This window comes from Salmonella sp. 32082101201600294FB01SM01 (assembly GCF_017572865.1).
Taxonomy (GTDB): Bacteria; Pseudomonadota; Gammaproteobacteria; order Enterobacterales; family Enterobacteriaceae; genus Salmonella; species Salmonella enterica.
In genome coordinates this window covers 1-24,247 of record NZ_JAGESB010000009.1, presented here as the reverse complement: position 1 = coordinate 24,247, position 24,247 = coordinate 1, and the positions used below count along the sequence as shown (strand labels likewise).

Annotated in this window: 20 protein-coding genes, 3 pseudogenes and 1 riboswitch; of the genes and pseudogenes, 8 read left to right on the top strand and 15 right to left on the bottom strand. The window is 52.6% G+C overall.

Annotation, left to right across the window (positions count from 1 at the left end):
* Positions 1-12 precede the first annotated feature (12 nt).
* The 3 genes from nfi to nudC are packed head-to-tail and all read right to left on the bottom strand — an operon-like array spanning position 13 to position 2,572.
* Positions 13-684: a deoxyribonuclease V gene (gene nfi, locus J4645_RS21685; RefSeq protein ID WP_000362359.1), complete on the bottom strand. Its 672-nt coding sequence runs from the start codon at positions 682-684 to the stop codon at positions 13-15.
* A gap of 9 nt (positions 685-693) precedes the next feature.
* Positions 694-1,758, bottom strand: coding sequence for a uroporphyrinogen decarboxylase (gene hemE, locus J4645_RS21680; RefSeq protein WP_000137619.1), 1,065 nt, complete (start codon positions 1,756-1,758; stop codon positions 694-696).
* A 40-nt stretch (positions 1,759-1,798) separates the two neighbouring features.
* A complete protein-coding gene (nudC, locus tag J4645_RS21675) occupies positions 1,799-2,572 on the bottom strand; it encodes an NAD(+) diphosphatase (protein ID WP_000373959.1) in 774 nt (257 codons plus the stop codon).
* 92 nt (positions 2,573-2,664) lie between these two features.
* Between nudC and J4645_RS21670 the strand changes: the two genes are divergently transcribed.
* From J4645_RS21670 to thiH, 7 genes are all read left to right on the top strand, one after another.
* A complete protein-coding gene (locus J4645_RS21670; protein ID WP_000934322.1) occupies positions 2,665-3,153 on the top strand; it encodes an Rsd/AlgQ family anti-sigma factor in 489 nt (162 codons plus the stop codon).
* A gap of 52 nt (positions 3,154-3,205) precedes the next feature.
* Positions 3,206-3,430: riboswitch (TPP riboswitch) on the top strand.
* 86 nt (positions 3,431-3,516) lie between these two features.
* The gene (gene thiC, locus J4645_RS21665) at positions 3,517-5,412 is read left to right on the top strand and encodes a phosphomethylpyrimidine synthase ThiC (RefSeq protein ID WP_023214836.1); all 1,896 of its coding nucleotides are present in this window, start codon (positions 3,517-3,519) and stop codon (positions 5,410-5,412) included.
* The gene (thiE, locus tag J4645_RS21660; protein WP_000284625.1) at positions 5,412-6,047 is read left to right on the top strand and encodes a thiamine phosphate synthase; all 636 of its coding nucleotides are present in this window, start codon (positions 5,412-5,414) and stop codon (positions 6,045-6,047) included. Before thiC ends, thiE begins: the two co-directional genes overlap by 1 nt.
* Entirely contained in the window at positions 6,040-6,798 is a 759-nt protein-coding gene (locus J4645_RS21655) for a HesA/MoeB/ThiF family protein (protein WP_000999766.1), read from the top strand. The genes thiE and J4645_RS21655 overlap by 8 nt, the downstream gene beginning before the upstream one ends.
* Positions 6,779-6,979 (top strand): sulfur carrier protein ThiS, encoded by a 201-nt coding sequence (gene thiS, locus J4645_RS21650; protein WP_001166828.1) that lies wholly within the window; start codon positions 6,779-6,781, stop codon positions 6,977-6,979. Before J4645_RS21655 ends, thiS begins: the two co-directional genes overlap by 20 nt.
* Before the next feature lies 1 nt (position 6,980).
* A complete protein-coding gene (gene thiG, locus J4645_RS21645) occupies positions 6,981-7,751 on the top strand; it encodes a thiazole synthase (RefSeq protein WP_023214835.1) in 771 nt (256 codons plus the stop codon).
* Positions 7,748-8,881, top strand: a complete 1,134-nt coding sequence (gene thiH, locus J4645_RS21640; protein WP_023214834.1) for a 2-iminoacetate synthase ThiH — start codon at positions 7,748-7,750, stop codon at positions 8,879-8,881. Before thiG ends, thiH begins: the two co-directional genes overlap by 4 nt.
* 153 nt (positions 8,882-9,034) lie before the next feature.
* Here thiH and J4645_RS21635 read toward each other — a convergent pair.
* Together J4645_RS21635 and J4645_RS21630 are read right to left on the bottom strand one after the other, a co-directional pair.
* Positions 9,035-9,219 (bottom strand): annotated as a pseudogene (locus tag J4645_RS21635) (hypothetical protein); the annotation flags it as partial.
* A gap of 323 nt (positions 9,220-9,542) precedes the next feature.
* The gene (locus J4645_RS21630) at positions 9,543-10,571 is read right to left on the bottom strand and encodes a type III secretion system effector arginine glycosyltransferase SseK1 (RefSeq protein ID WP_000400598.1); all 1,029 of its coding nucleotides are present in this window, start codon (positions 10,569-10,571) and stop codon (positions 9,543-9,545) included.
* 380 nt (positions 10,572-10,951) lie between these two features.
* Between J4645_RS21630 and J4645_RS21625 the strand changes: the two are divergent.
* Positions 10,952-11,295, top strand: a pseudogene (locus J4645_RS21625) (cytoplasmic protein).
* Position 11,296: 1 nt separating this feature from the next.
* On the opposite strand, the gene J4645_RS21620 reads toward J4645_RS21625, so the two are convergent.
* The 10 genes and pseudogenes from J4645_RS21620 to tuf form a co-directional block, all read right to left on the bottom strand.
* Positions 11,297-11,623 carry a hypothetical protein gene (locus tag J4645_RS21620; protein ID WP_077906257.1) on the bottom strand — a complete coding sequence of 109 codons (327 nt, stop codon included), beginning with the start codon at positions 11,621-11,623 and terminating at the stop codon, positions 11,297-11,299.
* Between the two features lie 41 nt (positions 11,624-11,664).
* Positions 11,665-15,888, bottom strand: a complete 4,224-nt coding sequence (gene rpoC / locus J4645_RS21615; RefSeq protein WP_000653963.1) for a DNA-directed RNA polymerase subunit beta' — start codon at positions 15,886-15,888, stop codon at positions 11,665-11,667.
* A gap of 76 nt (positions 15,889-15,964) precedes the next feature.
* Complete coding sequence (gene rpoB, locus J4645_RS21610) at positions 15,965-19,993, bottom strand: DNA-directed RNA polymerase subunit beta (RefSeq protein WP_000263105.1); 4,029 nt, start codon at positions 19,991-19,993, stop codon at positions 15,965-15,967.
* A 317-nt stretch (positions 19,994-20,310) separates the two neighbouring features.
* Positions 20,311-20,676: a 50S ribosomal protein L7/L12 gene (gene rplL / locus J4645_RS21605; protein ID WP_000028882.1), complete on the bottom strand. Its 366-nt coding sequence runs from the start codon at positions 20,674-20,676 to the stop codon at positions 20,311-20,313.
* A gap of 66 nt (positions 20,677-20,742) precedes the next feature.
* Positions 20,743-21,240, bottom strand: coding sequence for a 50S ribosomal protein L10 (rplJ, locus tag J4645_RS21600; protein ID WP_001207203.1), 498 nt, complete (start codon positions 21,238-21,240; stop codon positions 20,743-20,745).
* A 419-nt stretch (positions 21,241-21,659) separates the two neighbouring features.
* Entirely contained in the window at positions 21,660-22,364 is a 705-nt protein-coding gene (gene rplA, locus J4645_RS21595; RefSeq protein WP_001096676.1) for a 50S ribosomal protein L1, read from the bottom strand.
* A 3-nt stretch (positions 22,365-22,367) separates the two neighbouring features.
* A complete protein-coding gene (gene rplK, locus J4645_RS21590) occupies positions 22,368-22,796 on the bottom strand; it encodes a 50S ribosomal protein L11 (protein WP_001085926.1) in 429 nt (142 codons plus the stop codon).
* A 157-nt stretch (positions 22,797-22,953) separates the two neighbouring features.
* Entirely contained in the window at positions 22,954-23,499 is a 546-nt protein-coding gene (nusG, locus tag J4645_RS21585) for a transcription termination/antitermination protein NusG (protein WP_001287521.1), read from the bottom strand.
* A gap of 1 nt (position 23,500) precedes the next feature.
* Positions 23,501-23,884, bottom strand: coding sequence for a preprotein translocase subunit SecE (gene secE / locus J4645_RS21580; RefSeq protein WP_001275691.1), 384 nt, complete (start codon positions 23,882-23,884; stop codon positions 23,501-23,503).
* 229 nt (positions 23,885-24,113) lie between these two features.
* Positions 24,114-24,247: pseudogene (gene tuf / locus J4645_RS21575) on the bottom strand (elongation factor Tu); the annotation flags it as partial.

Here is a 24,247-nt window from a genome sequence, read left to right as displayed (position 1 = left end):
AGTTTACCTGAATCAGCGCTGAATTTCTTGCCAACGAACAAACGCCGGACGCCCGGAAGCGACGGCATCCGCCCAGCGCGTCGGCTCCGGCAGGCGATACCCTTTCATACAGCGCTGTACCCACGCCAGCGCGCTGTCAGTACTGACCCGGTGCCCTGTCGCGATAAACAGCGGATTACAGCGCGCCTTGCTACGCCATACCCACGCCAGTTGCTCGCCTTTATCCATTAAGGGGCTAAGTGCGCCAGGTTCGGCGGAAAGTGGTTCAAACTTACCGCACAGCCGTTTTTTCGCCACACCGATGGTTGGCACGTCCACCAACAGTCCAAAATGACTGGCGACGCCAAGCCGACGCGGATGCGAAATACCGTGACCGTCCACAAACAGCAAATCGGGCTTTTGTGAGAGCTGTTCCCACGCCGCCAGCAGCGCAGGATATTCACGAAAAGAGAGAAAGCCGGGGATATATGGCATGGTGGTGGCAATACGCGCCACCTTGTACTCTACCAGTTCAAGCGACGGATATTTCAGCAATACCATCGCCGCCCGCGTCACCTCGCCCCCCTGCTCAAAACCGACGTCCGCCCCGCCGATAAACGCTGGCGGATCTTTGTCCAACCGATCTTCGCGGCAAACCGATGAAGCAAGTTCTATCTGTTGAGCGCGTAGCGACGCGAGATCCATACTAACTCCTTAGTTGTGATACTGCGCAGAAAGTCGGTGCACTGCCTCCACAAATGCGCCAGCATGTTCTGGCGGCACATCCTGATGGATGCCATGTCCAAGATTAAAGACGTGCCCTTCTCCCTGACCGAAACCAGCAAGTATAGTCGCTACCTCGTCTTCGATCCGTGCCGGCGGCGCATACAGCATCGAGGGGTCCATATTGCCCTGCAGCGCCACTTTATGGCCAACGCGACGGCGCGCATCGGCGATATCTGTCGTCCAGTCGAGACCCAGCGCGTCGCAGCCGGTTTCCGCCATCGCCTCCAGCCACTGACCGCCACCTTTAGTGAACAGCGTTACCGGCACGCGTCGACCGTCGTTTTCACGCAGCAGGCCATCGACGATTTTATGCATGTAGTAGAGGGAGAACTGCTGGTAATCGCGGCCAGTCAGCACGCCGCCCCAGGTGTCGAAAATCATCACCGACTGCGCGCCCGCTTTGATTTGCGCGTTGAGGTACAGCGTGACGCTTTTCGCCAACTTATCCAGCAGCAGATGCAACGCCTGCGGGTCGGCGTACATCATCTTTTTAATCACCGTGAAGGCTTTGCTACTGCCGCCTTCCACCATGTAAGTCGCCAGCGTCCACGGGCTGCCGGAGAAGCCGATCAGCGGAACCTCGCCTTTTAGTTCGCGGCGAATCGTACGCACTGCATTCATCACATAACCCAGTTCATCTTCCGGATCGGGAATGGGCAGCTTATCGACATCGGCTTTGCAGGTGACAGGAGCCGTAAAGCGCGGGCCTTCCCCGGCTTCAAAATAGAGCCCCAGGCCCATCGCGTCCGGAATCGTCAGGATATCCGAGAAAAGGATCGCCGCATCAAGCGGATAACGGCGCAGCGGCTGTAAAGTGACCTCGCAGGCCAGTTCGGCATTTTTGCACAGCGACATAAAATCGCCCGCCTGAGCGCGAGTGGCTTTGTACTCCGGTAGATAACGGCCCGCCTGGCGCATCATCCACACTGGCGTAACATCAACGGGCTGGCGCAGCAGCGCACGTAGATAACGATCGTTTTTGAGTTCGGTCATTTTTACATTCCTTTAGCGTTGATGCGCCCAGTGTAACATGTCAATCATATTCAGCCCGACACATTGCCACCGTATCTTCGATCAAACGGCGCGCGACGGTGCCCGGCGGCGGCAGTAGCGGCAGATCGTCATAACGGTACCAATTTGCTTCCAACAGCTCTTTCGGGTCGATGACGATATCGCCGCTGTCGTACTCCGCCATGAAAGCGGTCATCAGCGACTGCGGGAAAGGCCACGGCTGGGAAGTCACATAGCGCAGATTTTTCACCTTAATGCCGCTCTCCTCCATTACCTCTCGCGCGACCGCCTGTTCTAAGGTTTCGCCGACTTCAACAAACCCGGCCAGTACCGTATGCACGCCGTTGCGGTGGCGAACATGCCGGGCAAGTAGAATAGAATCCTCACGGCGAATGGCAACAATAATGCAGGGGGCGATTTGCGGGTAGTAACGCTCGCGGCAATGGCTGCACAGCATCGCCCATTCGGTTTTACTCGGGTGCATAGGGTGCCCGCAATAGCCGCAAAATTTATGCGATCGGTAAAACTCCGCCAACTGTACGCCACGTCCCGCCAGTTGGAACAGCCCGGCATCCTGATCGATAACCTGGCGAACCGATCCCATATCATGGCGTCGATGCTGTAACACCAGCCAGACGGGCTCGCCTTGCCATTCACCTATCCGGAGTGCGCGCTGCCCCACAAGATCGAAATTTGCTGCCAGCCCGTGTGGTAATTCCCCATACGGCAACCATAATTTTTGTTCATGGCTGACGATCCACCAGCCACTCTCTAATTTTTCAATTATACGATCCATAGCTCTTGCACTACCTTTGCTTCACTGGCATGTTGTTAACATTATTTTTACATTCATGGCGAGCAGCCTTTATCTAACTTGCGGAGACAATCATGCTAAACCAGCTGGAAACCCTGACGGAGCGCGTTGGCGGAAGCAACAAACTGGTCGATCGCTGGCTGGATGTACGTAAGCACCTGCTCGTGGCTTACTACAATCTGGTTGGCATTAAGCCTGGCAAAGAATCGTACATGCGGCTGAATGAAAAAGCGCTGGATGATTTTTGTCAGAGCCTGGTCGATTACCTTTCCGCCGGGCACTTCAGTATTTATGAACGTATTCTCCATAAATTGGAAGGAAACGGTCAGCTTTTACATGCGGCAAAAATCTGGCCGCTGCTGGAAGATAATACGCAGCGCATTATGGATTATTACGACACCAGCCTGGAAACTGCCATCGATCACGATAATTGTCTCGAATTTCAACAAGCTTTGTCAGATATCGGCGAAGCGCTGGAAGCCCGCTTTGTGCTGGAAGACAAGCTGATTATGCTGGTGTTTGACGCGATGCACGACGGCGCCAGAGTCAAACGTCCCGCTTGAGTTCTGCGCGAGTAACAGGTAGTTTACTTCAGCCCCCTCTTCGGAGGGGCGGTTATCTTGTCGGAGTGCTAATTTTCCACAAAAGCGTTCGTGATGCGTCAAGGCGGCAAGTCGGTGAATCTCCAGGAGCTTACATAAGTAAGTGAATGGAGTGAGCGGACGAAGCCAACGAAGAGGCAGCGCGAAGGATGAAGTGGAAAAGGCTGAGACCGTTAATTCGGGATCCGCGGAACCTGATCAGGTTAATACCTGCGAAGGGAACAAGAGTAATTCTGCTTTATGCTGCTGCCTTTACGGGCGGCGCACATCCATTACTCCATCCGTCGTCTGACAAGCCACGTCCTTAATTTTTTGGAATGAGCTATGTCTACAACAACGTTAACCCGCCGCGAGCAGCGCGCTAAAGCCCAGCATTTTATCGATACGCTGGAAGGCACCGCATTTCCCAACTCGAAACGCATCTACGTGACCGGTTCGCAGCATGATATTCGCGTACCGATGCGCGAAATTCAACTTAGCCCAACGCTCATCGGCGGCAGCAAAGACAACCCGCAGTTTGAAGAGAACGAAGCCGTGCCGGTGTACGACACCTCCGGCCCCTATGGCGATCCTGAGGTGGCGATTAACGTCCAGCAGGGTCTGGCGAAACTGCGCCAGCCATGGATTGACGCACGTAACGATAGCGAAGAATTAGACGACCGTAGCTCGGCTTATACCAGAGAACGTCTGGCCGACGATGGCCTGGACGATCTGCGTTTTACCGGCCTGCTGACGCCAAAACGCGCTAAAGCGGGCAAGCGCGTCACCCAGTTACACTACGCCCGCAACGGGATCGTCACTCCCGAAATGGAGTTCATCGCCATCCGTGAAAATATGGGCCGCGAGCGCATTCGCAGTGAAGTACTGCGCCACCAGCATCCGGGGATGAGCTTTGGCGCACGCCTGCCGGAAAACATCACCCCGGAATTCGTGCGTGATGAAGTCGCCGCCGGACGCGCCATCATCCCCGCCAACATCAACCACCCGGAATCGGAGCCGATGATTATTGGCCGCAACTTCCTGGTGAAGGTCAACGCCAATATCGGCAACTCGGCGGTGACCTCCTCTATCGAAGAAGAGGTGGAAAAACTGGTGTGGGCGACGCGCTGGGGGGCGGATACGGTAATGGACCTTTCCACCGGGCGCTATATTCACGAAACCCGTGAGTGGATCCTGCGTAATAGCCCAGTACCAATCGGCACGGTGCCGATCTACCAGGCGCTGGAAAAGGTCAACGGGATCGCCGAGGATCTTACCTGGGAAGCCTTCCGCGACACGCTGCTGGAGCAGGCCGAACAGGGCGTCGACTACTTCACCATTCACGCGGGCGTGCTGCTGCGTTACGTGCCGATGACCGCCAAGCGCCTGACCGGCATTGTCTCGCGCGGCGGTTCGATCATGGCGAAGTGGTGTCTCTCCCATCACAAAGAGAACTTCCTGTTCGAACATTTCCGCGAGATTTGCGAAATCTGCGCCGCCTACGACGTTTCCCTGTCGCTGGGCGACGGCCTGCGACCGGGATCGATTCAGGACGCGAACGACGAAGCGCAGTTCTCCGAGCTGCATACGCTGGGCGAGCTGACCAAAATCGCCTGGGAATACGACGTGCAGGTGATGATTGAAGGCCCGGGCCACGTGCCGATGCATATGATTCAGCGCAACATGACCGAAGAGCTGGAGCACTGCCATGAAGCGCCGTTCTACACCTTAGGGCCGCTGACTACCGATATCGCGCCGGGCTATGACCACTTCACCTCCGGCATTGGCGCGGCGATGATCGGCTGGTTCGGCTGTGCGATGCTGTGTTACGTGACGCCGAAAGAGCATCTCGGCCTGCCGAACAAAGAAGATGTGAAGCAGGGGCTGATCACCTACAAGATCGCCGCCCACGCCGCTGACTTAGCCAAAGGGCATCCGGGCGCGCAGATTCGCGATAACGCGATGTCGAAAGCGCGCTTTGAATTCCGCTGGGAAGACCAGTTTAACCTCGCGCTCGACCCGTTCACCGCCCGCGCCTGGCACGATGAAACCCTGCCGCAAGAGTCCGGCAAAGTGGCGCACTTTTGCTCGATGTGCGGGCCGAAATTCTGCTCAATGAAAATCAGCCAGGAAGTTCGTGATTACGCCGCCGCACAAGCCATTGAAGTCGGCATGGCGGATATGTCGGAAAACTTCCGCGCCAAAGGCGGCGAAATTTATCTCAAGCGGGAGGAGGCCTGATGTACCAGCCTGATTTCCCGACCGTGCCGTTCCGTCTCGGACTTTACCCGGTGGTGGACAGCGTGGCATGGATTGAGCGTCTACTGGAGGCGGGCGTGCGCACGATCCAGTTGCGTATCAAAGATAAACGCGATGAAGAGGTGGAAGCGGACATTATCGCCGCCATCGCACTGGGGCGTCGTTATGACGCCCGGCTGTTCATCAACGATTACTGGCGTCTGGCAATTAAGCACCGCGCTTACGGCGTGCATCTGGGCCAGGAAGACCTTGAAACCACCGACCTGGAGGCGATTCAGGCGGCGGGGCTACGCCTGGGCGTATCCACTCACGATGATATGGAGATAGACATCGCGCTCGCCGCTAAGCCTTCTTATATCGCACTCGGCCACGTCTTCCCGACGCAAACCAAGCAGATGCCTTCCGCCCCGCAGGGGCTGGCGCAGTTGGCGCGGCATATTGAACGTCTGGCGGATTACCCCACCGTGGCGATTGGCGGCATCAGCCTTGAACGCGCTCCGGCGGTGCTGGCGACCGGCGTCGGCAGTATTGCCGTGGTCAGCGCCATCACCCAGGCCGCCGACTGGCGCGCCGCTACGCAACAGTTACTTGCAATCGCAGGAGTCGGCGATGAATGACCGTGACTTTATGCGCTACAGCCGGCAAATCCTGCTCGGCGATATCGCCATTGAAGGCCAGCAAAAGTTGCTCGCGAGTCATGTCCTGATCGTGGGTTTAGGCGGGTTGGGTTCACCCGCCGCGCTGTATCTGACGGGAGCAGGCATCGGCAAACTGACGCTGGTAGACGATGACGACATTCATCTGAGCAATTTGCAGCGCCAGATTCTATTTACCACCGATGATATCGCAGGTTCAAAATCTCAGGTTGCCCGGCAGCGCCTGACACGGCTCAACCCGGATATCGAACTGGTGTCGCTCCAACAGCGGCTGCAAGGCGAGGCGCTCCGACATGCGGTCGCGCGTGCCGACGTAGTGCTCGACTGTACCGACAACATGGCCACGCGCCAGGAAATTAACGCCGCCTGCGTGGCGCTCAACACTCCGTTAATTTCCGCCAGCGCCGTCGGCTTTGGCGGCCAGCTAATGGTCCTCACACCACCGTGGGAACAAGGCTGTTACCGCTGCCTGTGGCCGGACGATGTCGAGCCTGAACGCAACTGCCGTACCGCCGGTATCGTCGGACCGGTTGTTGGCGTGATGGGCACTTTGCAGGCGCTGGAGGCAATCAAATTACTCAGCGGAATGGAAACGCCGAGTGGCGAGCTACGCCTGTTTGACGGTAAAACCAGCCAGTGGCGCAGCCTGGCGCTGCGTCGTGCCAGCGGCTGTCCGGTCTGCGGAGGGCAACATGCAGATTCAGTTCAATGATGAACCGATGCAGTGCGCCGCAGGGCAAACCGTCAATGAGCTGCTTGCTGCGCTTAATCAGCTTAAACCGGGCGCGGCGCTGGCGCTCAATCAGCAGATCCTGCCACGCGAGCAATGGCGGCAACATATCGTGCAGGAAGGCGACCAGATCCTGCTTTTTCACGTTATAGCAGGAGGTTGAGATGTTACGTATTGCCGACAAAACGTTTAATTCACATCTGTTCACCGGCACCGGAAAATTTGCTTCGTCGCAGCTGATGGTCGAGGCGATTCGCGCCTCCGGCAGCCAGTTGGTGACGCTGGCGATGAAGCGCGTGGATTTACGTCAGCACAACGACGCTATCCTCATGCCGCTCATTGAAGCGGGCGTCACGCTGCTGCCCAATACTTCAGGGGCGAAAACTGCCGAAGAGGCGATTTTCGCCGCCCAACTGGCGCGTGAAGCGCTGGGTACCCACTGGCTGAAATTAGAAATCCACCCGGACGCCCGCTGGCTATTGCCGGACCCGATTGAAACGCTAAAAGCCGCCGAGGCGCTGGTGAAGCAGGGTTTTGTGGTGCTGCCCTACTGCGGCGCGGATCCGGTGTTGTGCAAGCGGCTGGAAGAGGTCGGCTGCGCGGCGGTGATGCCGCTTGGCGCGCCTATCGGTTCGAATCAGGGGCTGGAAACCAAAGCGATGCTGGAGATTATTATCCAGCAGTCCACCGTACCGGTGGTGGTCGACGCCGGGATCGGCGTCCCCAGCCACGCGACGCAGGCGCTGGAAATGGGCGCAGATGCGGTACTGGTCAACACCGCAATTGCCGTGGCGGATGACCCGGTGATGATGGCAACCGCTTTCCGCCTGGCTGTAGAAGCGGGAGTACTGGCGCGCCAGGCTGTGCCAGGAAGCAAAAGTTCGCAGGCCAGCGCCACCAGCCCGCTCACCGGGTTTCTGGAGGTGTTAGCATGAAAACCTTCACCGACCGATGGCGGCAACTGGAGTGGGACGATATTCGCCTGCGTATCAACGGTAAAACCGCCGCCGACGTGGAGCGCGCGCTGAACGCAGCGCATCTTAGCCGGGACGATTTGATGGCGCTGCTCTCCCCCGCCGCCGCCGATTATCTGGAACCGATGGCGCAGCGCGCGCAAAAACTTACCCGCCAGCGCTTTGGCAACACCGTCAGTTTCTATGTGCCGCTTTATCTCTCGAACCTGTGCGCCAACGACTGTACCTACTGCGGTTTCTCGATGAGCAACCGCATTAAGCGTAAAACGCTGGATGAGGTGGATATTCAAAGGGAGTGCGATGCTATCCGTAAACTGGGCTTTGAGCATCTGTTGCTGGTGACTGGCGAACATCAGGCCAAAGTAGGCATGGACTATTTTCGTCGTCATTTACCGGCTATCCGCCGTCAATTTTCATCATTACAGATGGAAGTCCAGCCCTTGTCGCAAGAAAACTATGCGGAGCTCAAAACGCTGGGGATCGATGGCGTGATGGTTTATCAGGAAACTTACCATGAGGCAATCTATGCACAGCATCACCTGAAGGGAAAGAAACAGGACTTTTTCTGGCGGCTGGAAACGCCGGATCGGTTAGGCCGGGCAGGTATCGACAAAATCGGTCTTGGCGCGCTAATTGGTCTGTCGGACAACTGGCGGGTGGATTGCTATATGGTGGCGGAGCATCTGTTGTGGATGCAGAAACACTACTGGCAGAGTCGCTATTCTGTTTCCTTCCCGCGTCTGCGTCCGTGTACTGGCGGTGTGGAACCCGCATCTGTGATGGATGAAAAGCAACTGGTGCAAACGATTTGCGCTTTCCGGTTATTGGCGCCGGAAATTGAATTATCACTCTCCACCCGCGAATCGCCGTGGTTTCGAGACCATGTGATTCCTCTGGCAATCAACAACGTTAGCGCCTTCTCGAAAACCCAGCCCGGTGGGTATGCCGACGATCATCCGGAACTTGAGCAGTTTTCTCCCCACGATGCCCGTCGGCCTGAAACCGTAGCAAGCGCGTTAAGCGCGCAAGGGTTACAGCCCGTGTGGAAAGACTGGGACAGTTGGCTGGGGCGCACTTCGCAAATGCGGTGAACCCGTATGTAAACGCATTAGTATTTCACAAGCGAGTACGTAATGTGAAAAACGGGAGATTGTTATCGACCTCCCGTTTTTTTATTTTGTCATCGTCAGCAACGGAAGCTGACCAGGGCAAAGTATCCCTTCCTCATTTTTGCCCAGCCTTCTCCCCTTCATCAGTAATTGACGACCGAGGGCTGGCCACTGGATTATCGAAATAGCGGTGAACTTGAAGTTTTTGGGCAGCGTTCCTGACTGTAATTTCTCTGGCGGCCCTCTTCCAACCGTGTCTGCTGATCGTTTTTGTCCATAAAATGATGCCCCAGAACAACGGGAATCAGGGGCGAACCCATCAGGGAAAAATGTGTTGCGGCCGAACGCCGATGGGAACGTTACTTGATGGAAAACGCATCTGGGCTGAGGAAAATTTAAGCCAGATGTAATCTGACAGATATCTGTATAAATAAAATTGTTATTTAATAACCAATTAAATTATTTAAGCTCTTCTTACTCCCATATTTCACAAGGAATGCCGTATATCTCCGTTCTGAACAGCACTGCGATTTTAAAGTGGCGTTGTAGTAGAGAAAACTGAGCATCAAATATTTTTTCGCCGAAACTTGATAGTTTATGCCAATATTTTATGTATTCAATAGCATGATTATTGCCATTTCCACTACGACACATGCCTCGCCCATGAACTTTGCGTAAACTGACTGGTATTCATTATAATGTTATCATGCTTAAACTCAATAAAATCGCAAAAAGAATTATAATTTTCATTTAAAGAATAATTAAAATGTTTTCTAATTCCATTACATACACCATCAGAATAGGGATCAGCATCAAATTTAGTATGCATTATTTCCAATCCAGCAAGTAAAGCCGGGTGGTTATTGCGATCAACAGCTATTATCCCGTTTTCCATAGAAGCACGGCCATCTATCCTTTCTACATGAACAGCGATTCCATCCGGAATATATATACCCCCCAGTTTTTCCGTGATAATCATATCAGCATCGAGATATATACACCCACTATTTGTTGATAAATCATAACGCCCAACCTTATCCGCCTCCAAAAATAACTGACCAGCCTTTAACATAGCCATATTCCTGTAAAAATCAAACCATCCATGGCCTTTATCCAGTAAGTAAGATTTAATTAATGAATCATTACCCTCTTGAATATCACTCAATTCTTTCTTCAATAGCTGCAGTAAATGATAATCCCTTTTTTCTTCTGGCATGGACTCTTGCTTAGAAATATTTTCCATATAAATTTCTGATAATTTTTTATCGTACATGCTAAAGTCAATATCATTTCTATATATGATTTTTATGTTTTCATAGTCATACTCAAGTTTTGAAAAAGCATCCTTTTGTCCCGGAAAAAAATCACCATCTACAAAAATACCTATAAGACGTTCTTTTTCAATTGTTGCTGCTTTAATGATATTGTTAAGGTAGGGGTTTTTCTCTGTGTTAATTATAGGTATATCATTTTTCCCAAAGCGAGCAGGATTCCGCTCAAACCACTGGAAAAGAAGAGGGGTTTTCTCATCTAAAAAGCACAAGGGATAATCTTTTCCATTAAAACTTGTAAACTGAATGTCCCTGTTGGTAACAGTTTTAACCAATTCATTTTTTGAAAGCGCGGGAACATATCTATTTAATGGTGGAATCATAACAATTAAATGCTCCATGCTTACTTCATTACATATTTTACATGATGATTATTAGCACATGTTTTTTAGCGTTGCAATCGCTGTCAGCTAAAAGATGCTAAACTAAGCATTAACCGGTGGATACATAAATATCCTACTAGTGAGCAATTAAATAAATAACTTGTTAACTTTATTTTTATTCCAGAAATGGCATCATATTTATAATTCCTGTAATAAGGGCAAACAAAGACCTTAATGGAATTAAATGCTTCATTTAATGATTTAAAATTCCCCGCGTAAACAACCAATAAAACAGGTTTATCATTTAATGTATGAACAGCAGGCATTTTATAATGGCGAGCCAATAGACTTTAATAACTTAGATTTATGGGATAAATTTAAAGTCACATTTGGATTTAATGTTACAGAAAAAAACAAACCCAATGGTAAAAAATTCAATTTTGAGTATTGTGGATTCTCTACTTTTATTACGCCAGTTGATGGCGTTGACGGGATTTTAGCAAAGTGGTTCTCAAACAAACATAATGTAATTGTCCCAACGCCTTATACATTCGGTCAGGACCCCATTCCTGGCGTCAATCTTTATCGTAATACAAAAGCAAAATTTGTTATGGCTAACGGCGGTAATAGTCTTCCCTGTGCAATGGCAAAATATAATGCAAAAACTGGACAATTTATTCATATAACCAGTGACAATGAGTTTTCACAAATAATGCGAGAAGCAAGAGTCATGAAAAAATAATTCATTTATTCATTAAATTTATAATTACAGATAAAATCAAGAGCCAGCATGGCATTGAAAAATAAAATACGGCTTTTTTATCCGCGCTGGTTTTGACTTGATGAAGAATAACGGTGGCGACAATAATAATAAGACAATAAATAAATATAAGTAATGATTTATGGTGAAGTATATATAACGATAGAAACAATAAAAAAGCGGACAGAACGTTTGAAATGGTTATCTTTTTTGTAAATACCAAAAGACTAAACATTAAATAGATTAATGAAATAATCGCTGGCATTTTCTTTCCTTGTAGGCAAGCGACCCGGAATTCGGCATCCAGCATGAAGCTGGTGGAGGGATAAATACCCCTCCACCATTTAACGATTACTCGTTATCAGAACCGCCCAGACCTGCGTTCAGCAGTTCTGCCAGGCTGGCAGATGCATCTTCCGCAGTGACCTGCGGTGCTGCTGGCTGCTCGCCTGCGGCGCGACGGCGCATACGATCCTGGTGGTACGCATAACCGGTACCGGCCGGAATCAGACGACCCACGATAACGTTCTCTTTCAGGCCGCGCAGTTCGTCGCGTTTGCCCGCAACGGCTGCTTCGGTCAGGACACGCGTGGTCTCCTGGAACGATGCGGCAGATATGAACGATTCGGTTGCCAGAGACGCTTTGGTGATACCCAGCAGATCGCGGGAGAAGGTAGCCCCCACTTTGCCGTTCGCTTCCAGCTCGCGATTAGCGATCTTGACGCGAGAGTATTCAACCTGTTCGCCTTCCAGGAAGTCGGAACTACCGGCGCTTTCGATGGTCGCTTTACGCAGCATCTGACGAACGATAACTTCGATGTGTTTATCGTTAATCTTAACGCCCTGCAGACGGTATACATCCTGGACTTCGTTAACGATGTAACGCGTCACAGCATGAACGCCACGCAGACGCAGAATGTCGTGCGGCGCTTCCGGACCATCGGAAATCACATCACCACGTTCTACACGTTCCCCTTCGAACACGTTGAGCTGACGCCATTTCGGAATCATCTCTTCGTACGGGTCACTACCATCAACCGGCGTAATCACCAGACGACGTTTGCCTTTGGTTTCTTTACCGAAGGAAACGATACCTGCGATTTCAGCAAGGATTGCCGGCTCTTTCGGACGACGCGCTTCGAACAGGTCCGCAACGCGCGGCAGACCACCGGTGATATCCTTGGTACCGCCGGATTCCTGCGGAATACGCGCCAGGGTGTCACCAGAACTGATCTGTACGCCATCTTCCAGCTGTACAATCGCTTTACCCGGCAGGAAGTACTGCGCAGGCATATCGGTACCCGGGATCAGAACGTCATTACCCTGAGCATCAACGATTTTCAGCGCCGGACGCAGATCCTTACCACCAGTAGTACGTTCAGCCGAATCCAGAACCACCAGCGAAGACAAACCGGTCAGTTCGTCGGTCTGACGCGTAATGGTCTGACCGTCGATCATGTCAGTGAAGCGGATGAAACCACTCACTTCGGTGATAACCGGCATGGTGTGCGGGTCCCAGTTTGCCACGGTTTCGCCGCCGGCAACCTGCTCGCCATCACCTTTCGCCATGACAGCGCCATAAGGCACTTTATAGCTCTCTTTGGTACGACCGAATTCGTCGATCAGCTTCAGTTCGGTGTTACGGGAAGTGATAACCAGTTTACCGCTGGAGTTCACAACCGACTTCACGTTGCTGAGCTTGATGCTACCTTTGTTCTTAACCTGGATGCTGGATTCAGCAGCCGCACGCGATGCCGCACCACCGATGTGGAACGTACGCATCGTCAGCTGTGTACCCGGTTCACCGATGGACTGTGCCGCGATAACGCCGATAGCTTCACCTTTGTTGATGATGTGGCCACGCGCCAGATCACGACCATAGCAGTGCGCACATACACCAAAGTCGGTGTCGCAGGATACAACGGAACGCACTTTAACGGCGTCAACGGAGTTTGCTTCCAGCAGGTCACACCACTGTTCGTGCAGCAGCGTGTTGCGTGGAACCAGAATGTCCGCGGTACCCGGTTTCAGCACATCTTCTGCTGTCACACGGCCCAGAACGCGGTCACGCAGCGGCTCTTTCACGTCGCCACCCTCGATAACCGGGGTCATCAGGATACCTTCGTGCGTACCACAGTCATCTTCGGTCACTACCAGATCCTGCGCGACGTCAACCAGACGACGAGTCAGGTAACCGGAGTTCGCGGTTTTCAGTGCGGTATCCGCCAGACCTTTACGCGCACCGTGGGTGGAGATGAAGTACTGGAGTACGTTCAGACCTTCACGGAAGTTCGCGGTGATTGGCGTTTCGATGATGGAGCCATCTGGCTTCGCCATCAGACCACGCATACCAGCAAGCTGACGAATCTGTGCCGCAGAACCACGCGCACCGGAGTCGGCCATCATGTAGATGCTGTTGAAGGAAACCTGCTGCTCTTCCTGGCCGTCACGGTTAATCACGGTTTCGGTTTGCAGGTTATCCATCATCGCTTTAGATACACGATCGTTCGCCGCAGCCCAGATATCGATAACTTTGTTATAGCGTTCGCCAGCGGTTACCAGACCAGACTGGAACTGCTCCTGGATCTCAGCAACTTCAGCTTCCGCCTCAGAGATGATCTCGTGTTTTTTCTCCGGGATGACCATGTCATCAATACCAACGGACGCACCTGAACGCGCTGCATAAGCAAAGCCGGTGTACATCGTCTGGTCCGCAAAAATAACGGTCGGTTTCAGGCCCAGAATACGGTAGCAAGTGTTCAGCATTTTGGAGATCGCTTTCTTGCCCAGCGCCTGGTTGACGATGGAGAAAGGCAGACCTTTCGGTACGATCATCCACAGAATGGCGCGACCAACGGTCGTGTCTTTCAGGCTGGTGTGCGCAACGAATTCGCCGTTTTCATCTTTTTCATATTCAGTGATACGCACTTTAACGCGCGCATGCAGAGAGGCCAGACCTGCGCGATAGATACGCTCAGCTTCTTTCGGGCCAGTCAGCACCATGCCTTCGCCTTTGGCGTTAACACAGTCACGGGTCATGTAGTACAGACCCAATACCACGTCCTGAGACGGAACGATGATAGGTTCGCCGTTCGCCGGAGACAGGATGTTGTTGGTAGACATCATCAGCGCACGCGCTTCAAGCTGGGCTTCCAGCGTCAGCGGTACGTGAACAGCCATCTGGTCACCATCGAAGTCGGCGTTATATGCCGCACAAACCAGCGGGTGCAGCTGGATAGCTTTACCTTCGATCAGTACCGGTTCAAATGCCTGGATACCCAGACGGTGCAGAGTCGGCGCACGGTTCAGCAGTACCGGGTGTTCGCGGATCACTTCGTCCAGGATATCCCAAACGACAGCTTCTTCGCGCTCAACCATTTTTTTCGCGGCTTTGATGGTGGTGGCAAGGCCACGCAGTTCCAGCTTGCCGTAGATGAACGGTTTAAACAGCTCCAGCGCCATTTTCTTCGGCAGACCGCACTGGTGCAGACGCAGGTATGGACCTACGGTGATAACAGAACGACCGGAGTAGTCAACACGCTTACCGAGCAGGTTCTGACGGAAACGACCCTGTTTACCTTTGATCATGTCGGCCAAAGATTTCAGAGGACGCTTGTTAGAACCGGTGATCGCACGACCGCGACGACCGTTATCCAGCAGGGCGTCAACCGCTTCCTGCAGCATACGTTTTTCGTTGCGTACGATGATGTCCGGCGCAGCCAGATCCAGCAGACGCTTCAGACGGTTGTTACGGTTAATGACGCGACGATACAGATCGTTCAGATCTGACGTGGCGAAACGACCACCATCCAGCGGAACCAGCGGACGCAGATCTGGCGGCAGAACCGGCAGAACGGTCAGGATCATCCACTCTGGCTTGTTGCCAGACTGTACGAAGGCTTCCAGCAGTTTGATACGCTTGGTCAGCTTCTTACGCTTGGTTTCGGAGTTGGTTTCGTTCAGCTCTTCGCGCAGAGTTTCACACTCTTGCTCCAGATCCATGCTCTTCAGCAGGGCCTGGATAGCTTCCGCACCCATCTTCGCGTCGAATTCGTCACCGAACTCTTCCAGCGCGTCCAGATACTGCTCTTCAGTCAGGATCTGTTGACGTTCCAGGTTGGTCATACCGCCTTCGATAACCACATAAGATTCGAAGTACAGTACGCGTTCGATATCGCGCAGCGGCATATCGAGCAGCAGACCGATACGGGACGGCAGCGATTTCAGGAACCAGATGTGAGCAGTCGGAGACGCCAGCTCAATGTGGCCCATACGCTCACGGCGTACTTTGGTCTGGGTCACTTCAACGCCGCACTTCTCACAAATAACACCACGGTGTTTCAGGCGCTTGTACTTACCGCACAGGCACTCGTAGTCTTTTACCGGCCCAAAGATACGGGCGCAGAAAAGGCCGTCACGCTCAGGTTTGAACGTACGGTAGTTGATGGTTTCCGGCTTTTTAACTTCACCGAAAGACCATGAACGGATCATGTCTGGCGAAGCCAGAGCAATTTTGATCGCATCAAACTCTTCGGTTTTAGTCTGCGCTTTCAGAAACTTTAATAAATCTTTCACGGATTTGCTCCCGTCGGAGTTAGCACAATCTGGTGTCGGGTTTTACCCCGACACCAGTGACCTGTTTGAGCGAGAATTACTCGTCTTCCAGTTCGATGTTGATGCCCAGCGAGCGGATCTCTTTCAACAGAACGTTGAAGGATTCCGGCATACCCGGTTCCATCTGATGGTTGCCGTCCACGATGTTCTTATACATCTTGGTACGGCCGTTCACGTCATCAGACTTAACGGTGAGCATTTCCTGTAGGGTGTAGGCGGCGCCGTAAGCTTCCAGCGCCCACACTTCCATCTCCCCGAAGCGCTGACCACCGAACTGCGCCTTACCACCCAGCGGCTGCTGAGTAACCAGGCTGTAAGAACCGGTAGAACGCGCATGCATCTTGTCATCAACCAGGTGGTTCAGTTTCAGCATGTACATGTAACCGACGGTTACCGGACGTTCGAACTGTTCACCCGTACGACCATCGAACAGGGTGATCTGACCGGAGGTCGGCAGGTCGCCCAGTTTCAGCAGCTCTTTGATTTCCGCTTCTTTCGCACCGTCGAACACTGGTGTGGCAATCGGCATACCTTTACGCAGGTTTTCTGCCAGACGCAGCACTTCATCATCGCTGAAGGTGCTCAGGTCGACTTTCTGACGAACGTCGGCGCCCAGATCGTAGGCACGCTGGATGAATTCGCGCAGTTTCGCGACTTCCTGCTGCTGTTTCAGCATGGCGTTGATCTTATCGCCGATACCTTTCGCAGCCATACCCAGGTGGGTTTCCAGAATCTGACCGATGTTCATACGAGACGGTACGCCCAGCGGGTTCAGTACGATGTCTACCGGCGTGCCGTTTTCATCGTAAGGCATGTCTTCGATCGGGTTGATCTTAGAGATAACACCCTTGTTACCGTGACGACCTGCCATCTTATCACCCGGCTGGATACGGCGTTTAACGGCCAGATAGACCTTCACGATCTTCAGCACGCCCGGCGCCAGATCGTCGCCCTGGGTGATTTTACGGCGCTTCGCTTCAAGTTTTTTCTCGAACTCGTGTTTCAGTTCGTCATACTGCTCAGCCAGTTGTTCCAGCTGATTTTGTTTCTCTTCGTCGGTCAGACCGAGTTCCAGCCAGCGGTCGCGCGGCAGTTTGTCGAGCTTCTCAGCTTCAACGCCGCCGGACACCAGCACCGCACGGATACGGCTAAACAGGCCCGCTTCGAGGATTTGCAGTTCTTCAGACAGGTCTTTTTTCGCCTGCTTGAGCTGCATCTCTTCGATTTCCAGAGCACGTTTGTCTTTTTCTACGCCATCGCGAGTAAAGACCTGAACGTCGATAACCGTACCGGAGACACCGTTAGGTACGCGCAGAGAAGAGTCTTTAACGTCAGACGCTTTCTCACCGAAGATCGCACGCAGCAGTTTCTCTTCCGGCGTCAGCTGGGTTTCACCTTTCGGCGTCACCTTACCGACCAGAATGTCACCGCCGGTCACTTCCGCGCCGATGTAAACGATACCGGATTCATCCAGTTTGGAGAGCGCAGCTTCACCCACGTTCGGGATATCAGCGGTGATCTCTTCCGGCCCCAGCTTGGTGTCACGGGACACGCACGCCAGTTCCTGAATGTGGATGGTGGTGAAACGGTCTTCCTGGACAACACGCTCGGATACGAGGATGGAGTCTTCGAAGTTGTAGCCGTTCCACGGCATGAACGCCACGCGCATGTTCTGACCGAGCGCCAGTTCACCGAGGTCGGTGGACGGACCGTCTGCCAGCACGTCGCCGCGTTCAACCGGCTCGCCCAGAGACACACATGGCATCTGGTTGATACAGGTGTTCTGGTTAGAGCGGGTGTATTTGGTCAGGTTATAGATGTCGATACCCGCTTCGCCCGGGTACATCTCGTCTTCGTTAACTTTGATAACGATACGGGATGCATCCACGTACTGAACAGTACCGCCACGTTTAGCTACTGCAGTAACACCGGAGTCGACGGCGACAGCACGTTCCATACCGGTACCCACCAGCGGCTTATCAGCACGCAGAGTCGGAACCGCCTGACGTTGCATGTTCGCACCCATCAATGCACGGTTGGCGTCATCGTGTTCCAGGAACGGGATCAGGGACGCACCGACGGAGACCACCTGCTGGGTGGATACGTCCATGTAGTCAACCTGGTCACGGCTGAACAAGCTGGATTCGCCTTTGCTACGGCAGGTAACCAGATCTTCTACAAAGTGGCCTTCGTCATCCAGGTTGGAGTTCGCCTGAGCGATAACGTAGTTGCCTTCTTCGATAGCAGACAGGTAATGAATTTCGTCAGTGACCACGCCATCAACCACACGACGGTACGGCGTCTCAAGGAAGCCATATTCGTTAGTCTGTGCGTACACGGACAGGGAGTTGATCAGACCGATGTTCGGACCTTCCGGCGTTTCGATTGGACATACGCGACCGTAGTGCGTCGGGTGTACGTCTCGAACTTCGAAGCCTGCGCGTTCGCGGGTCAGACCGCCTGGGCCGAGTGCGGAGATACGACGTTTGTGCGTAATCTCAGACAGCGGGTTGTTCTGGTCCATAAACTGAGACAGCTGGCTGGAACCAAAGAACTCTTTCACTGCCGCGGAAATCGGCTTGGCGTTGATCATATCCTGAGGCATCAGGGTATCCAGATCGCCCAGAGACAGACGCTCTTTCACCGCACGCTCTACACGCACCAGGCCAACGCGGAACTGGTTTTCCGCCATTTCGCCGACGGAACGGATACGACGGTTGCCGAGGTGGTCGATATCATCCACTTCGCCTTTACCGTTACGGATATCGATGAGCTTCTTCATGACATCAATGATGTCGTCTTTGCTCAGGATACCGGAACCTTCGATTTCGTCGCGCAGCAGAGAACGGTTGAACTTCATACGACCCACCGCAGACAGGTCATAGCGGTCTTCGGAGAAGAACAGGTTCTCGAACAGGCTTTCAGCCGCTTCACGAGTCGGCGGCTCACCAGGGCGCATCATGCGGTAGATTTCTACCAGCGCGCTCAGACGATCGTTAGTTGGGTCGACGCGTACCGTTTCAGAAATGTACGGGCCGTGGTCCAGATCGTTGGTAAACAGCGTTTCGATACGCTTGTGGCCGGACTGGCTCAGTTTAGCCAGCAGATCCAGGCTCAGCTCCATGTTCGCCGCGCAGATCAGCTCGCCAGTGGATTCGTCAACGTAGTCTTTAGAGACGACTTTGCCTGCGATGTACTCAACCGGAACTTCGATATGCTTGATATCGTCTTTTTCCAGCTGACGGATGTGACGCGCGGTAATGCGACGACCTTTTTCAACGTACACTTTGCCGTTAGCTTCGATATCGAACGACGCAGTTTCGCCGCGCAGACGTTCTGGAATCAGCTCCATCTGCAGCTTGTTGTCGCGAATTTCGAAGACGACTTTCTCAAAGAACAGGTCAAGGATCTGCTCAGTGGTGTAGTTCAGCGCACGCAGGATGATGGTCGCAGGCAGTTTACGGCGACGGTCGATACGCACGAACAGGTTGTCCTTCGGATCGAATTCGAAGTCCAGCCAGGAACCACGGTAAGGAATGATGCGCGCGTTATACAGCACTTTACCCGAAGAGTGGGTTTTACCTTTGTCGGAGTCAAAGAAGACGCCCGGACTACGGTGCAGCTGAGAAACGATAACACGCTCAGTACCGTTGATAACAAAGGTACCGTTGTCGGTCATGAGCGGAATTTCGCCCATGTAGACTTCTTGTTCTTTAATGTCTTTAACGGTGCCTTCCGGCGCTTCGCGCTCGTAGATCACCAGACGCAGTTTTACGCGCAGCGGTGCGGAATAGGTCACGCCACGGATCTGACATTCCTGAACGTCAAACACCGGTTCGCCAAGGCGGTAGCTGACGTACTGCAGCTCGGAATTACCGCTGTAGCTCTGAATCGGGAACACGGAACGGAAGGCTGCTTCCAGGCCGTACTGCCCTTCAGGATCTTGCTCGATAAACTTCTGAAACGAGTCAAGCTGGATAGAAAGGAGATAAGGTACATCCAGAACTTGTGGACGTTTACCAAAATCCTTACGAATACGTTTTTTCTCGGTATAGGAGTAAACCATAGGGTTCCTCAGCTCGCTGACAAGTCGACCCATCTGTCCTGCGGGGGACAGTTTGTGCAACACTATTTTGTTGACCGGAAAATGGATACTTTCCGCAATGCCTGTTGCTATCACGCTTAAACCATTTCATTGCGATTTACACAGAACGTACGCTCTGTCGCAGTATATTAAGTCGTCGATAGAAACAAGCATTGAAAGGCACAGCAGTAGTCAAACAGTGTGAAACGCTACTGGCGCCTTACAGCGCAAAAAGGCTGGTGACTAAAAAGTCACCAGCCATCAGCCTGATTTCTCAGGCTGCAACCGGAAGGGTTGGCTTATTTAACTTCAACTTCAGCGCCAGCTTCTTCCAGAGATTTTTTCAGTGCTTCAGCGTCATCTTTGCTCACGCCTTCTTTCAGAGCGGCCGGAGCAGATTCTACCAGGTCTTTAGCTTCTTTCAGACCCAGGCCAGTTGCGCCACGTACTGCTTTGATAACAGCAACTTTGTTAGCGCCAGCAGCTTTCAGAATTACGTCGAATTCAGTTTTTTCTTCAGCAGCTTCAGCCGGGCCAGCAGCTACAGCTACAGCAGCAGCAGCGGAAACACCGAATTTTTCTTCCATTGCAGAAATCAGTTCTACAACGTCCATTACGGACATAGCGGATACTGCTTCAATGATTTGATCTTTAGTGATAGACATTTAAATTGTTCCTGAATATCAGAATAAGTTTATACGTAAGCAAATGCTTGATAAAGACAACTGCGATTACGCAGCTTCTTTTGCATCGCGTACAGCAGCCAGTGTGCGAACCAGTTTGCCAGCCGAAGCTTCTTTCATGGTTGCCATCAGGCGTGCAATTGCTTCTTCGTAGGTCGGCAGAGTTGCCAGGCGGTCGATCTGAGACGCCGGGATCAGCTCACCTTCAAAGGCTGCAGCTTTGACCTCAAATTTTGCATTCGCTTTCGCGAACTCTTTGAACAGACGAGCAGCAGCGCCCGGGTGTTCCATAGAGTATGCAATCAGGGTCGGACCAACAAACGTGTCTTTCAGGCACTCGAACTGAGTACCTTCAACGACGCGACGCAGCAGGGTGTTACGAACAACACGCATGTATACGCCAGCTTCACGACCTGCTTTACGCAGTTCAGTCATTTTATCTACAGTTACGCCACGGGAATCCGCAACTACTGCAGACAGCGCGCCTTTGGCTACTTCGCTGACTTCAGCAACAATCGCTTGTTTGTCTTGAAGATTTAAAGCCATTAGCTTTGCTCCTGGATGTTTGCCGGAACTCATGTTCCGGAACTCACTTCACTCATCTCAACGAGAAGAGCGTCTTAATACGGTGAGCAGAAACAAGCCAGAGTATAAAAAATAATCTTAGCGTTCTGTCACCGTCTACGCAGGGGATTAAGCCTCTTGCGAGACGCCTGCGGTCTTCGACGGAGGCCTGGATAGGCCAGGCTCCAACGAACAAATTCTTTCTATGACTTCGTCCTTTGAACCGCAGCTGTGTTAGCTGCGCTCGTTCACACCAGTCACATAGTTAACTATGCTCCTGGCGACTCACTCACTTGCTGCCTTGCTGCAATTCAAATGACTCGCATAGTGCTCTGTTATATTTCAACAGAATCGTGGGGGTAAGATTGTAGACAAAATCACCGCCCACGTAAAGACTAATCTTAGTTCGCAGATGCGCTCAGACCAGCCTGATCAACGGCAACGCCAGCACCCATGGTGGTGGAGATGCTAACTTTCTTGATGTACACGCCTTTCGCCTGGCTCGGTTTTGCTTTTTTCAGCGCAACCAGCAGAGCTTCCAGGTTTTCTTTCAGTTTGTCAGCGTCAAAGTCCACTTTACCGATGGTGGTGTGGATGATGCCGTTTTTGTCGTTACGGTAACGAACCTGACCTGCTTTAGCGTTCTTAACCGCTTCAGCAACGTTCGGCGTTACGGTACCGACTTTCGGGTTTGGCATCAGGCCGCGCGGACCCAGAACCTGGCCCAGCTGGCCAACAACGCGCATTGCATCCGGGGATGCGATAACAACGTCGAAGTTCATTTCGCCTTTCTTGATCTGGTCAGCCAGATCTTCCATACCTACCAGCTCAGCGCCAGCAGCTTTAGCTGCTTCAGCGTTCGGGCCCTGGGTAAATACGGCAACGCGAACAGAACGGCCAGTACCGTGCGGCAGTACAGTCGCGCCACGAACGTTCTGGTCAGATTTACGAGCATCGATGCCGAGGTTAACGGCAACGTCAACGCTTTCGTTGAATTTAGCAGTGGCCAGCTCTTTCAGCAGGGCAATAGCTTCGTTGATGTCGTACTGTTTGGTCGCATCAACTTTTTCACGGATCACGCGCATACGCTTGGTCAGTTTAGCCATTTCTTAGTCCTCCACTACCAGGCCCATGGAACGTGCAGTACCTTCGATGGAGCGAGTCATCGCTTCAATGTCGGCACCGGTCATGTCGGCAGCTTTGGTCTGCGCGATTTCCTGCAGCTGAGCGCGGGAAATTTTACCTACTTTGTCTTTGTTCGGCTTGCCGGAACCAGACTTGATACCAGCCGCTTTTTTCAGCAGAACAGCTGCCGGAGGCGTTTTGGTAACGAAGGTGAAAGAACGGTCAGCGTAAACGGTAATAACAACCGGAATCGGCAGACCTTTTTCGATGGAATCCGTTTTTGCGTTGAACGCTTTGCAGAATTCCATGATGTTCACACCCTGCTGACCCAGTGCTGGACCAACCGGCGGACTCGGGTTCGCCATACCAGCTGCAACCTGCAGCTTGACGTAGGCTTGTACTTTCTTAGCCATTCTAAATTCCTCGAATTGGGTAGTATCGCTTCAAAGAAGCTCCCCGTGATAAATATCGCTTTATGGGCATAAGGCCCATAAAAACAAAAGGCGCGAAATTGTATGTCAATTTCGCGCCCTATGCAACGATTAGATCGCTGCTTTTTTGATCGCAGCCTTACGCTTTCTCAACCTGGCTGAAGTCCAGCTCTACCGGGGTCGCACGACCGAAGATAGAAACAGACACTTTCAGGCGAGACTTCTCATAATCGACTTCTTCGACAACGCCGTTAAAGTCTGCGAACGGACCGTCGTTAACACGAACCATTTCACCCGGTTCAAACAGAGTTTTCGGCCGCGGCTTATCGCCAACCTGCTGCAGGCGGTTCATGATCGCATCGACTTCTTTGTCGCTGATCGGCGCCGGACGGTCAGAGGTACCGCCGATAAAGCCCATCACACGCGGCACGCTACGCACCAGGTGCCAGCTTGCGTCGTTCATGACCATCTGGACCAGAACGTAACCCGGGAAGAATTTGCGTTCGCTTTTGCGACGCTGGCCGCCACGGATCTCAACGACTTCTTCAGTCGGCACCATGACTTCGCCAAACAGCTCTTCCATATTGTGTAATTTGATATGCTCGCGCAGCGATGTGGCTACGCGGCCTTCAAAACCGGAAAACGCCTGAACGACGTACCAGCGCTTTTTAGGTGCTTCAGACATCTCAGAACCTCAGGCCAGTGATAAAGGATACCAGGCGAACCAGAATACCATCCAGTCCCCACAGGATCAGTGACATAACTGCGGTAACCGCAGCGACGATCAGCGTGGTGTGCAGCGTTTCCTGGCGAGTCGGCCAAATGACCTTACGGACTTCGGTTCTCGCTTCACGGGCAAAAGCAACGGTTGCTTTACCTTTTGTCGTCAACAGCGCGACACCACCCGCTGCAGCAATCAGAATTACTACGGCCAGCGCACGCAGCGGCAGCATCATGTCGCGATAGAGGTAGTTGCCGACGATTGCGACGATCAGCAATATGGCAACAACTATCCACTTCATCGCTTCCAGGCCGCGCCCGCTCCCTTGAGCTTCGGTATTCGCACTCATAAACCAACCTGTCAGAAGTATTCTACAAACATTTTCACCCCGCAATCGCGAGGCAATCCAAATCGAAACGCTTATTCGCCTTTCGGATTATACGCCCTCTACAGAGCCTGTCTCAGCAATGATTATGACAAATAAAATCACTGATGAGCCAGGTTCTGGTGTGAAAGCGTGCAAAAAGGGCATCAAATGATGCCCTTTTATTGCGCATTGCGTCAAATGTTATCAGCGATTAGCCGAGAACTTTAGCAACAACGCCCGCGCCAACGGTACGGCCGCCTTCACGGATTGCGAAACGCAGACCGTCGTCCATTGCGATCGGGTGGATCAGGGTAACAACCATTTTGATGTTGTCGCCCGGCATTA